The organism is Ktedonobacteraceae bacterium (assembly GCA_035653615.1).
Taxonomy (GTDB): Bacteria; Chloroflexota; Ktedonobacteria; order Ktedonobacterales; family Ktedonobacteraceae; genus DASRBN01.
The window spans coordinates 93,563-105,783 of sequence record DASRBN010000004.1 but is presented as its reverse complement, the minus strand read 5'-3'; the positions used below and the strand labels follow the sequence as shown (position 1 = coordinate 105,783).

The following is a 12,221-nucleotide window of genomic DNA, read 5'->3' as shown; positions in this document are numbered from 1 at the left end:
TCACCATGAAAGGAGGATTTGCCCTCTCCCTCACCATCAACCGTAACATTGTCCCTTATTTTTCAGAGGAGAAAGATCATTGAATACCACTTCGCGCCGCAGGTGGCGGCGACAGGCCGTCCTGGCCCTTACCGTAGCCCTCTTATTGCTACTTTCAACAGCAGCCCTGGCTTCTGCCAAGAAAAACAGCGGCCTGCTTAAATTAAGTTCTGACCCCTTTACTAACCAATCAAGCCAGCACAAGACCCAGGTTGAGCCGGATACCTATTCCAATGGCTCGACCATCATTTCCGTCTTCCAATCAGGACGTTTTTTCGATGGTGGCAGTTCGGATAATGGCTGGGCGACATCGACCGATAATGGGGCGACCTGGCATAACGGCTTCTTCCCAGGCACCACGGTCTACGCTAACCCTCCCGGCAAATATGACCGTATCAGCGACCCCTCCGTTACGTACGATGCCAGGCACAACACCTGGCTTGCCTCTGGCCTTGCCCTGATTGGCACGCAAGGAGCCGCAGTCCTGGTTAACCAGTCTACCGACGGCGGTCTGACCTGGCAAAACGCGGTTACTGTAGCAACCACCAATGGCTTCTACGATAAGGACTGGATCGTTTGCGACGATACGACCAGCAGCAAGTTTTATGGCAACTGCTATGTTGAATGGGACGACGCAGCCAATGGCGACAGCGTGCTGATGAGCACCTCTTCCGATGGTGGCACTACCTGGGGCGCTCCCTCCCATCCCGCGAACGCCCTTGGTCTGGGTGGTCAGCCCCTGGTCCAGCCCAACGGCACTGTGATTGTTCCATTCTGGGGCAACGGCATCCAGTCTTTCACTTCTACCAACGGCGGTAAAAGCTGGGGCAACCTGGTGACCGTATCGAATATCACCGAACATTCCATCGGCGGCAACATGCGCGCGAACGATCCACTACCAAGCGCCGAAATCGATGGCTCCGGCACGGTGTATGTGGCCTGGCACGACTGTCGTTTCGAGAATGGCTGCAGCGCCAATGATATCGTCTACAGCACATCCAGTGATGGCACGCACTGGTCAGCAGTACAGCGCGTTCCGGCAGACCCGGTTGGCAGTGGCGTTGATCACTTCATTCCTGGCATAGCCGTAGATAAATCGACTTCGGGCAGCAGCGCTCATATCGCAGTGACGTACTACTTCTTCCCGAATGCCAACTGTTCCAGCAACTGCCAGCTCGAAGTAGGCTACATCTCGTCTACCAATGGTGGATCAACCTGGTCCTCAAGCGTAAAGCTGGCCGGGCCAATGAATCCTACATGGCTGGCGAACACCAACCAGGGGAGAATGGTCGGCGACTATATCTCGACCTCCATCGTAGGAAATGGTAACGCGTTCCCCGCATTTGCCGTTGCCAAGAAAAATAAGGGTCAGAAGTTCAACGAGGCGATGTTCACTGCTAAGGGAGGGCTACCGGTAACCGGTGGAACACTTAGTTCGAGCAGCCCCGTCCTTTATACCGGCCCGGCACTCGCGCCAGCTCGCCTGACCGCTTATTAAGAAGGAGAAACCATATATGATGGCTACTTCTGGCCGGGGACGGTGTACTCGCATCGTTTTAGCCCTGGCGCTCGCCGTGCTGTTTTCGCTTTCAGCAACGGCTCTGGCTTTTGCATCAGGAGGGGTTAAGCTACTGCGTGTGAGCCAGGACCCCTATACCAACCAATCCAGCGAACACAAAACGCAGGTCGAGCCGGATACCTATTCCTTTGGCTCGACCATCGTTTCCGCGTTCCAGACGGCGCGCTTTTCCAATGGCGGCGCTGACAACATCGGCTGGGCCACCTCCACCAACAACGGCAAAACCTGGCAGAATGGCTTTCTGCCGGGTACAACCGTCTATGCGACCCCTCCTGGTACCTATGATCGCATCAGTGATCCCGCCGTTGCTTACGATGCCAAGCACAAGACCTGGCTCATTTCGTCCCTTCCTATCAAGGGATTGAATGGCGCCGGTGTGCTTGTCAGCCAATCTACCGACGGTCTGACCTGGAATAACCCGGTCACCGTTACAAGTACCAGCGGTTTCGATGACAAGGACTGGATTGCCTGTGACGATACCAGCAGCAGCAAGTTTTATGGTAACTGCTATGTCGAGTGGGACGACGCGAATAATGGCGACTCCGTCATGATGAGTGTTTCGTCCGACGGTGGCACTACCTGGAGCGCGGGGCAGCATCCGGCCAACGCCAACGGTCTGGGCGGCCAGCCCGTGGTTCAGCCCAATGGCAACGTGATTGTTCCTTATGCCGCGGACGCCGGAACAGTTTCGTCGTTCACCTCGACCAATGGCGGCAAAAGCTGGAATCCCTCAGTCACCGTTGCTACCGAAGAGGTGTTCATCGAAAACGCCAGTATTCGCAACCCCGACCTGCCCTCGGCTGAAATCGATGGCGCAGGCAATGTCTACGTCGCCTGGTTCGACTGCCGTTTCGAGAAGAACTGCAGCGCCAACGATATCGTGTTCAGCACCTCGTCGGATGGCAACAAATGGTCGGCTCCGCAACTCATCCCGGCCGATCCGGTCGGCAGCGGTATCGATCACTTCCTGCCGGGTATCGGCGTCGATAAGTCAACTTCGGGCAGCAGCGCGCACGTGACAGTCCTTTACTACTACTTCACGAACGCCAGCTGCAACAACTCGACCTGCCAGCTTGAAGTCGGCACCTCCTCTTCGACCGATGGAGGCGCAACCTGGACAAAAGGCGTGCAACTGGCCGGACCTATGAAGCTGACCTGGTTGGCAAACGCCGGAGGATACTTCGTCGGAGACTACAACTCGGTCTCGTTCCTGGCGAATGGTAAGGCCTATTCCGTCTTCGCGGTAGCCACTGCTCCCAAACATGGTAAGCTCAACGAGTCGATGCATACCGTTAAGGGCGGACTACCCAATTCGGGTGGAAAGTATGCCTCGACGAGCATTCCGGCATTCACCGGACAGGCGCCGGCGCCTGCCATTCATTCCGCTTTCTAAAGCGCTTTCAGCATGCGTGGATGCCTGTTCGGTAGGGCAGGCATCCATTTTTTCATGTTTAGAAAACGCTCCAGGCTGATTGAAAAAGTTTAAAGCAGGCTCATTCGCAAAGAGAACAGAAAAAGTGGTATTTCTTATACTGGAGCCATAATAACAGCGAAAGGGAAAATCTTTGAATCAGCACATTTCACATCAAGGCATGAAGATTGGCATTGTACTGGACATCAGCGAAGGATCTCTTGAGGGACGAACGCCGACCTTCAGCGATCTACAGCAGCAGGCGCAGATAGCCGAAGAGGTTGGTCTCGACTCCATCTGGCTGGCGGACCATTTACTCTACCGCTTTCCAGGACGGGACGAAAGCGCGCCCTGGGAGGCGCTCACGATGCTCAGCGCGCTGGCAGCAGTCACTACTCGCATCACGCTCGGTACGCTCGTTATCTGCACCTCGTTCCGTCCGCCGGCGCTGCTGGCGAAGATGGCCGATACGCTGGATGAAATCAGTGGAGGGCGCTTCATCCTTGGGCTTGGCGCGGGCTGGCACCAGCCGGAATACGAGGCATTCGGCTATCCGTTCGATCATTTGGCCGGCCGCTTCGATGAAACCCTGCAAATCATCGTTCCCCTTTTGCGGGAAGGCCACGTCGATTTCCAGGGGAAATACCACCAGGTGCATAACTGCGTCCTACGCCCGCGTGGTCCCTCGCCACACGGTCCGCGCATTTTGATTGCCGGGCGCCGCCCGCGCATGCTGCAACTCACCGCTCAATATGCTGATGCGTGGAATACCGCCTGGCACACCGACCCTGCCGTCGTCAGAGAGCGCTACGAACCGCTTGCGCAGGACTGCGCGGCCATAGGACGCGACCCGGCTACGCTGGAGATCACGGTCGGGACTCTGGTTCGACTCCAACCGCTCAAAGAAGGTAAAGCGCCGGGTAGAGAAATCGCGGGATCAGCGGAGGAAATCGCTCACCGCTTGCAAGCATTCAGCAGCGTAGGCACCTCACAGTTGTTCGTCGAACTCGACCTGGTCACGAACGATAGTATCCGGCAGCTTGGTCACATCGCCGAACTGGCGCGTCAATGATACTTCCAAAGTGACCACAAGAATAGACCCCTACACGTGCTAGGCGGGCACGTGTAGGGGTCTATTCTTGTGATCATCCTATTTTCTACGTCCGCTTGATTTTCAGCGTATTGACGAAATTCGCCGCCAGCAATTCATAGGCGGGTGCATGATACTCTTCAATTCGACCGGCATCGCATAGGGTTGTCAAAGTTGGGTCAATGGGCAATTGAGCCAGCAGGGGCGCGCCGGTCATATCGACCAGTTCGGGGCCATTGCTAGGGCCGAAGATCTCGTAGCGCTCGCCGTTGGGGGTCTCGAAGTAGGCCATATTCTCGACCACGCCGACGATGATGCCTTTGAGCTGGCGCACCATGTTGATGCACTTCTTCACGACCATCGTTGCCAGCAACTGCGGCGATGAGACGATAATGATGCCATCAACGGGCAGCGATTGCAGAACCGTCATGGGGGCATCAGAAGTCCCCGGCGGCAGGTCTACCAGCAGGTAGTCAAGATTGCCCCAATCGACATCGCTATAAAACTGCTTGAGAGCGCTGGAGACCATCGGGCCACGCCATACGACGGGATCGCTTTCATTCTCCAGGAACATATTCATTGACATCACCTTGATGCCGCCACGGCTCGTAAGCGGTTCGATGCCGCCGTTAGGCGACTTGTTGGGTTGCCCTTTCGTACCGAACATGCGGGCGATACTGGGGCCGGTGATATCACCATCCAGAATGCCAACTTTCAGACCCTGGCGACGTAAAGAAACCGCCAGCAGCCCTGTGACCAGCGATTTACCGACACCGCCCTTACCGCTCATAATAGCGATCACCTGCTTGATAGGACGATCCGCGCCCGCGGGAGCCATCATCAATGGGACGCCACGCCCGACTGGCGCTTTCTTGGGAGCAACTGAGATCGGCTCACCATTGATGACCGCATTGAGGTCTTTGAGCAAAAGCGCCTGCTTTTCCGGTGTAAAACGATGTGTGCGCGAGCCACCCGCGATGCTCTCGCGCGAGCCAACAGCGCAAGCGGTGCAGGGAAGACCATGCCCATGAAAGACCTTCACCGTCTCCGGGTGCCGGGTTACCACATCATGAATAATCATATCGGCAGTAATAGTATCCGCCATATTCCTTATCCTCGTCTGAGGCGCGAAGTAATGAATGCGCCTTTCTCTTAAGTTTCTAGTGCTTGAGATAGATGTAAACTGAAGTCGTATCGCTATTCAGCCAGGAACATTTGATAAATCCGACCTTCACGCTCTGATATTATAGCATACAACGTAGCTCGACTACAACAAACTACTACGCCTGGTTTTTTCCAGAATTTTACGGCTGGTTGCCGGTACCGGCATATTTGCCCCCACAAGCACTTGCGTTACGCCTGAAAGTGCGCTAGTATGGTTATTCATTAAGATGCAGGCAAGCAACACTGATGGTCAGACCTGCAACCTCCTTTTGAATACAAAAGTGTTATGTTGATGATACCTGACCATCCTGAACACGGATAGTCACCTGTTGATAGGGCAACATGACCATAAGTAAGAAGGAATAAAGCACATGGAAGCAGACAAAGAAACAACCTACCTTAAACAGGTCTCGCTTTTTGCCGGCCTCGCGGATGAAGATATTCGCGAACTGACAGCGGTGGTGAAGCGGCGCACATTTCGCTCCGGCGAAGTCATCTTTCATCGTGACGATCCGGGGCAGGTGTTGTACATGATTAAAGAGGGTAAAGTCAAAATTTCGCTGATCAGCCCCGACGGTCAGGAGATTTCGCTAGTCGTATTTGGCAAGGGAGAATATTTCGGCGACCTTGCCCTGCTGGACGGCCTGCCGCGTTCCGCCGATGCGATTGCGCTAGAAAAAGTGGAGTGCTACACCTTACAGCGCAGCGATTTCCAGAAGGCGATCATAAAGAACCCAAAAATCGCCATTCAGGTATTAGAAGTACTCTCCAAACGCATTCGCGCAACCGACCAGATGATAGAAGACCTGATATTTCTCGATGTCTATGGGCGCGTGGCGAAAAAATTGCTGGAACTGTCCGACGCGCACGGCGTGAAGGTCGACGATGGCACACGCATCGATGTGCGCCTGACGCAACAAGAACTCGCATCCATGGTCGGCGCATCGCGTGAAAGCGTCAATAAGGTGATGGGATATTTCACGGACAAGGGCTATATCAGTACTGACAAGCATAAGATCACGCTGCACCGCATGACAGAACTGAAGCGCCGCATCTATTAAGATGGTGGCATATCCATGCAGTTCGTTGCGCAGAGCTGGCCGCGACGGGACGGGCGACCACAAAGCACTCCTGGATGAAGCCGGACAATAGAGTACCCTTGTTACTCCCTCTGATTTCTATCCGTCTAAGGGTAATGATTCATTGGTTTTAGCGTATAAGGGACAACATTTTCGTGGAAAAGTCGGCAATAACACAAGTAAAGCAAGGTGAAGCACAGGAACAGCAGATTGCTACAACGGCGAATAAAACGCTGACCACAGCGCCTCAAACAGGCATAGCAAGCCGTATGCTGGCAATAGCCCTGGCGATGCGGCCCAAACAATGGACCAAGAACCTGGCAGTTTTCGTAGGCATCGTCTTTGCGCAGCGGCTCTTTTCTCCCGCGTCTTTTGAGCGAGTCTGTCTCGCCTTTATCGTCTTTTGCCTGGCATCCAGCTTTATCTACCTGTTCAATGACCTGCTTGACCTGGAAAATGACCGGCAGCACCCGGTCAAACGGCACCGCCCATTAGCATCGGGCGCATTGCCGGTCTCCTGGGCGATTGCCGCGATGGGTATATTGCTGCTGCTTTGTGCCGGGTTGACGGCTATCATTTTCACCATTCCCGGCGGAACCCCGGATATCTTTGCCTTGCTGGGAGGAAGCAATATCCTCTTCACAGTCACCATCGCATCCTACCTGGTACTGATGATACTCTACTCTCTGCGACTGAAGCATGTGGTATTGCTTGATGTCTTCATCATCGCGAGCGGCTTCGTATTACGAATATTGGCAGGTACCGTGGTCATCCCGGTCGATATTTCACCATGGCTGTACCTGGTAACGATCCTGTTGTCGCTATTTCTGGCTTTGAATAAGCGCCGCCACGAACTGGTACTCCTGCAAGGGCAGGCCAGCAATCACCGGCAGATATTAAAAGAATATAGCCTGCCCCTGCTCGACCAGATGATTACGATTGTAACGGCAGCAACACTGATGGCATATAGCCTCTACACCTTCCAGGGGCCCACCGGTGATCACCGTTTGATGATCACTATACCGCTGGTCTTATATGGGATGTTTCGCTATCTCTACCTGGTTTATATGCGTATGGAGGGCGGAAGTCCCGAAGAGGTACTGTTGCGTGACCGGCATATGCTGGGAACCGTTGTGCTTTGTACAGCAGTGATTATTATCGTGCTGTATCTATTACCTGGTCAGCGATAGATAGGGAGTTCCGGTTGATTAATCGCAAACAGCTACGCAGAGGATTGGTCTTTTCCCTGGCACTGGCAATCGTCGTCATGACGGCCATTGCGTTATACGCCGACCTGCCGCGCCTGTTTAGCGTGCTGGCGCACTTTCGCTGGGAATTTCTGCCGCTGATCCTGGGCCTGACGCTCTATAACTACTTCTGGCGCTTCATAAAATGGCAGTATTACCTGCGGCGTCTCAGCATCGGCATTGCCTGGCGCAAAAGCCTGTTGATCTTTATTTCCGGCCTGTCTATGGCGATTACTCCGGGTAAGGTTGGCGAATTACTGAAATGTTATCTCTTAAAGCGCTCAACAGGTGAAGCCATTAGCCGAACATCACCGGTGGTGATGTGCGAACGCATGACCGATGGCATCGCCATGCTGGGGCTATCTGCCACGGGACTGATACTGTATCACTACGGGATCGAGCTGCTGGTGGCATTTCTCGTCATCGTATTTACGGGCATAGCGATTATTCAGAACCGCCGCATCGCGCTCGCACTCATCAATTTTGGTGAACGATTACCATTTTTGTACCGTATCGCTCACCTTATTCGTAATTTCTATGAAAGCGCTTATATCCTGTTGCAATGGCGCCCATTGCTGCTGGCTATAACCATCGGTCTGATCTCCTGGTCGGGAGAATGCGGTGCGCTGTACTTTGTATTTGCCGGATTGGGACTTGGATTTAGCTTTGATCTTTTTCTCAAGGCCACCTTCATCCTGGCATTCTCGTCAATTGTTGGCTCAGCAACCGGTCTACCGGGCGGACTGGGAACAGCCGATGGAAGTATGTTAGGACTGATACGTTTGCTGGTTACAACCTCCACGGCAATTGGAGGAGCCGCAACACTGTTGATCCGTCTCTGCACGCTCTGGTTCGGGCTTGGGCTGGGAGTTGTAGCCCTGATTATCTATCGCGCTATGGAAAGAGAAATTCCAGCCCAGGACGCGATACACCTGGCCCCTACGGTTCCTCCAGTAGGCCGGGCAGACTTGCAAGAACAAGCGCAGGAAGGACTTGAAGGACAGAGCGCAAACGGCTCTGGCATATTACCTGTAAGCGGACGCGCTCCCGATGTGCCGGCGGCCTCTGCATCAATGAGTACTGGAGATAAAGTTGTATGAAGACGTTACTTATTATCCCAACGTATAACGAAGTTGAAAACCTTCCCCCCCTGCTCAAGGAGATTTTCGAGTACGCGCCTGAAACTGACATCCTCATTGTCGATGACAATTCGCCCGATGGCACCGGGGAGCTGGCGGATAAGATTTCCGCAGAAAATGCGCGCGTACATGTGATGCATCGCGCCGGTAAACTTGGTCTCGGCACCGCTTATATCGCTGGCTTCAAATATGCTGTTGCGCATGGCTACGACGCGGCTTTCGAGATGGATGCCGATTTCTCGCACGATCCATGTTATCTGCCCGATTTTCTACGCGCCATCAAGGGCGCCGACCTCGTGATCGGCTCGCGCTATGTCGCGGGTGGTGGCACGCCCAACTGGTCGCCGGTACGGCGTTTTATCAGCGGCGGCGGCAATATCTTCGCCCGTTTCATGTTGGGAATACCTGTCCATGACTGCACGGCGGGATATCGTTGCTATCGCCGGCAGGTATTAGAAAGCATTGACCTGGATACTATCCAGTCGCAGGGTTACGCATTCCAGATCGAAATGGCTTACCGCACCTGGAAGCAGGACTTCAAAATCGCGGAGACCCCGATTATCTTCAAGGATCGACGCGTCGGGAAGTCCAAGATGTCACGCAAGATTGTCATCGAGGGATTCTTATACGTTTTACGCACACGACTTGGCAGCGGCAAAAAGGCCGGAAGTGAGCCCACGAACCAGGGAAATGAGTCCACAACTACCTCTACAATTCAGGAACAGGCGGATGATACAAAGCCGCCCGCTGAATCGCAGGGGCCCGGCATGCTGGATAACCTGAGCGAAGAATCGCCCTCAATTCGGCATTAGTGGCAAAGGCGGAGGGCGACCACAAGGGCGTACCCTTGTGATCGCCCTCCGATACTCTCCATCAGCCCTCCTATGCTCTCCATCAGTTCCCCTTTCACTCTTTATCTCCGGCACAAATAAGGAGTATGTTCTATCTTTTACGGTGAGAGCTTTTCTTCTTTTTGCCGGAGTGACGAACCGGCTCAATCTCATCATCTTTACTACCATAGTACATAGGATCGAGGCCATACTTCTTGCGCATAGCGATACGATGACGCGCACGGCGCGTCTCATCGCGCGGCGCGGCATAGAACTGGCCGGTCAACTGGACGCTGGTACGCACCTCGCTGCCCTGTTGCGCGGTTGCCTGTTGCACTTCCCTATCATCGCTATACATTTCCACCTGGCGCCCCTCAGCGCGGGCAGCCACCGCCAGGCGCGCAATGACACTATCGGCAGTCTCTCCATAGCGAGAGTAAATAATGCGAATGCGCCGCTCATGCAGTACCTGCTCGCGCGCATCGCTACCATCGAAGACGACAGTCACCTCGTGAGGTGTATGGCGATAGTAATTGGCAAGCTGGTGAATAAGCTGCTGGCGGGCAGCTTCCAGATTCCTCGCTCTGAGCGCGTGAAACGAGGGGGAGCGTTTGATGATATTGTAGCCATCGACCAGAATCACCCGTCCCACAACAGTATCTCTCTACTTCCTCACTTTCTGACGATGTATTGTCATTGTTTGCAAAGATATGTCATATTGACGTGAATGTCAATAGAGGTAGGAAAGCATGCCAACGAGAACGCGCACCAATATTGCGCGAAACAGAAATTGGTGCCACAGAGGGCTTGACAGGAGCCGACTAGTCTGGTATCATCCTATTCGCAGCGGATGAATATAGCGAAAGCTATCCGATGCATCTGAATATGGAGCCGTGGTGTAGTGGCCTAACATGTCTGCCTGTCACGCAGAAGATCGCGGGTTCGAATCCCGTCGGTTCCGTAAATTTATAGTGTAATTACCATTAATAGTAATTACACTATTTTTATTTTAGTTTGCTCTCCATAGTCGTTACAAAGGTCGGTAATGGAGATGGGAAAAGAATGCTATCTTCTTTTGCCTCTTCTCTGGTATCCATCTTCCATGAGCCTGGGAAGCACTTTGAGATCTTGAGTATTATAGAGGATGTATTTCGTGTTTGCTTCGCAAAAAACACATCTTCCTTATTGAGAAGCATAAGTGGCCTGACTTGTCTGCCTGTCACGCAGGCTATCTCAAAGAATTCGCTATTTATAAATAGTAGGATACAAAATATTAGATTACCCGATGTGCAAGTAATTCTTGCCAAAGAAAACGAAAAAAACAAGAAAAGAAGGAAGAGGTAAAATTGGAGAAAAGAGAGATGTGACAAAGCAGAACTATTACTTCGTCTGCTAGCTCCCCTGAAATGAGGACTTGTAGCCTCTATTGCTGTATTGTCTTGACCTTTATATAATAGCAACTGAGTGACGGGAGAGAAGTTCTGGATGATCAGCAGTGCATGAAATCTTCCTAAATGAAGGAGGTAATCGTATGGCCTATCAAATGACTGTCACCTTGACGGACCAGGAATACCAGGTGTTGGCTGCAGAGGCGGCCAGAAGAGGAGAGCCACCAGAAACGCTTCTACGCGACCTGATACGAGATTTACAATCGGCTTCTCCAGAAAAACGCCCCATGACGGGGAGAGAGCTTGCCGAGAAGTTATATCGCGAGGGAAAGCTTGCCAGCCTGGCGACAAAACGCCCTTTGAGTCAGGAAGAACAGGAGGAGCGGGAACGTCTTGCTCGATTGTTCGCTAGTGACAAGCCTGCATCTGAGATGGTGATTGAAGACCGAGGTCCCTACTAATGGCGACCTACTTTCTGGACACCTCAGCTATCATCAAACGCTACATCTTTGAACCCGGGCAAGCCTGGGTTCTTTCGCTCTGCAATCCAGCACATGGTCATGACCTCTACATTTCACAAGCAGCGCTTGTAGAAGTCGTTGCGGCGATTTGTCGGAGAGCACGCGAGAAAAGTATCAGTATGGCTGAACGTGATCGGCTCATTAGCGTGTTTCGACAGGATAGCAAAGAGAGCTACGATATCTGGCCTGTGACTACTGAGCTCTATACCTCAGCAGGAGACCTTTGCCGTTCCCATCGTTTGCGTGCTTATGATGCTGTACAACTTGCCTGTGTACTTGCTCTACGTCAGTTTGCGTTAGCTAATCATGCACCTGAACCCATTTTTGTCTGCGCTGACATTGTCCTCCTCGACATCGCTAGTGTCGAGGGATTGCAGGTAGAAAATCCCAACGCCTATACATAGGTTCAGAAGCGAAATTCTCTCCAGGAAAAGTATCTATGGTCTTATTTGTCTTCCTGTCACGCAGGAGTCCTGGGGATAATCGGACGCCCGTCGGTTCCGCCTGAACAACTCAGCGTGACACCCTGGACACTCACAAACATCTAGGGTGTCTTTCTTTTACTCTTGCTCGTTCTCAATACCCTTTATAAGCCCGCGTACCGTCTCATACGTAGATCGCGGCTTCGATCTCTTCAATTCCGCCTGAACAAGTAAGGGGTGAGCCCAAATGATCCGGGCTTCCACACAGGGAGTGAATCTCCATATCATTTATGGTATCATAAAGCAGCAAAA

At 52.9% G+C, this 12,221-nt stretch carries 11 protein-coding genes and 1 tRNA gene; 10 read left to right on the top strand and 2 right to left on the bottom strand.

The genetic code is table 11. The features are described 5' to 3' along the window. Nucleotides 1-79 precede the first annotated feature (79 nt). The 3 genes from VFA09_02805 to VFA09_02795 all read left to right on the top strand — a co-directional run bounded on the left by VFA09_02805 (nt 80) and on the right by VFA09_02795 (nt 4,101). Nucleotides 80-1,537: a sialidase family protein gene (locus VFA09_02805; GenBank protein ID HZU66184.1), complete on the top strand. Its 1,458-nt coding sequence runs from the start codon at nt 80-82 to the stop codon at nt 1,535-1,537. 16 nt (nt 1,538-1,553) lie between these two features. Then, nucleotides 1,554-3,011, top strand: coding sequence for a sialidase family protein (locus VFA09_02800; GenBank protein HZU66183.1), 1,458 nt, complete (start codon nt 1,554-1,556; stop codon nt 3,009-3,011). Nucleotides 3,012-3,183: 172 nt separating this feature from the next. Next, entirely contained in the window at nt 3,184-4,101 is a 918-nt protein-coding gene (locus VFA09_02795; GenBank protein HZU66182.1) for an LLM class flavin-dependent oxidoreductase, read from the top strand. A gap of 85 nt (nt 4,102-4,186) precedes the next feature. Here the strand turns inward: VFA09_02795 and VFA09_02790 are convergent, their stop codons facing one another. After that, nucleotides 4,187-5,224 (bottom strand): P-loop NTPase, encoded by a 1,038-nt coding sequence (locus VFA09_02790; GenBank protein HZU66181.1) that lies wholly within the window; start codon nt 5,222-5,224, stop codon nt 4,187-4,189. A gap of 430 nt (nt 5,225-5,654) precedes the next feature. Between VFA09_02790 and VFA09_02785 the strand changes: the two genes are divergently transcribed. The 4 genes from VFA09_02785 (at nt 5,655) to VFA09_02770 (ending at nt 9,560) form a co-directional block, all read left to right on the top strand. After that, on the top strand, nt 5,655-6,344 hold the full coding sequence (locus VFA09_02785) for a Crp/Fnr family transcriptional regulator (protein HZU66180.1): 690 nt from the start codon (nt 5,655-5,657) through the stop codon (nt 6,342-6,344). A 173-nt stretch (nt 6,345-6,517) separates the two neighbouring features. Next, a complete protein-coding gene (locus VFA09_02780; protein ID HZU66179.1) occupies nt 6,518-7,552 on the top strand; it encodes a decaprenyl-phosphate phosphoribosyltransferase in 1,035 nt (344 codons plus the stop codon). 14 nt (nt 7,553-7,566) lie between these two features. After that, nucleotides 7,567-8,709, top strand: a complete 1,143-nt coding sequence (locus VFA09_02775; GenBank protein ID HZU66178.1) for a lysylphosphatidylglycerol synthase transmembrane domain-containing protein — start codon at nt 7,567-7,569, stop codon at nt 8,707-8,709. Beyond that, the gene (locus VFA09_02770; protein ID HZU66177.1) at nt 8,706-9,560 is read left to right on the top strand and encodes a polyprenol monophosphomannose synthase; all 855 of its coding nucleotides are present in this window, start codon (nt 8,706-8,708) and stop codon (nt 9,558-9,560) included. Before VFA09_02775 ends, VFA09_02770 begins: the two co-directional genes overlap by 4 nt. Before the next feature lie 130 nt (nt 9,561-9,690). Here the strand turns inward: VFA09_02770 and VFA09_02765 are convergent, their stop codons facing one another. Further along, a complete protein-coding gene (locus tag VFA09_02765) occupies nt 9,691-10,230 on the bottom strand; it encodes an NYN domain-containing protein (GenBank protein ID HZU66176.1) in 540 nt (179 codons plus the stop codon). A 235-nt stretch (nt 10,231-10,465) separates the two neighbouring features. Between VFA09_02765 and VFA09_02760 the strand changes: the two genes are divergently transcribed. From VFA09_02760 to VFA09_02750, 3 genes are all read left to right on the top strand, one after another. After that, nucleotides 10,466-10,539: transfer RNA gene (locus tag VFA09_02760), tRNA-Asp, on the top strand. A gap of 570 nt (nt 10,540-11,109) precedes the next feature. After that, complete coding sequence (locus VFA09_02755) at nt 11,110-11,427, top strand: hypothetical protein (GenBank protein ID HZU66175.1); 318 nt, start codon at nt 11,110-11,112, stop codon at nt 11,425-11,427. Beyond that, on the top strand, nt 11,427-11,891 hold the full coding sequence (locus tag VFA09_02750; GenBank protein HZU66174.1) for a type II toxin-antitoxin system VapC family toxin: 465 nt from the start codon (nt 11,427-11,429) through the stop codon (nt 11,889-11,891). Before VFA09_02755 ends, VFA09_02750 begins: the two co-directional genes overlap by 1 nt. The last annotated feature ends 330 nt before the right edge of the window (nt 11,892-12,221 follow it).

Excerpts from the sequence above, each read along its gene's own strand:
- VFA09_02800 (HZU66183.1), top strand. The coding sequence starts at position 1,554 with ATGATGGCTACTTCTGGCCGGGGACGGTGTACTCGCATCGTTTTAGCC.
- VFA09_02790 (HZU66181.1), bottom strand. The coding sequence starts at position 5,224 with ATGGCGGATACTATTACTGCCGATATGATTATTCATGATGTGGTAACC.
- VFA09_02785 (HZU66180.1), top strand. The coding sequence starts at position 5,655 with ATGGAAGCAGACAAAGAAACAACCTACCTTAAACAGGTCTCGCTTTTT.
- VFA09_02770 (HZU66177.1), top strand. The coding sequence starts at position 8,706 with ATGAAGACGTTACTTATTATCCCAACGTATAACGAAGTTGAAAACCTT.
- VFA09_02755 (HZU66175.1), top strand. The coding sequence starts at position 11,110 with ATGGCCTATCAAATGACTGTCACCTTGACGGACCAGGAATACCAGGTG.
- VFA09_02750 (HZU66174.1), top strand. The coding sequence starts at position 11,427 with ATGGCGACCTACTTTCTGGACACCTCAGCTATCATCAAACGCTACATC.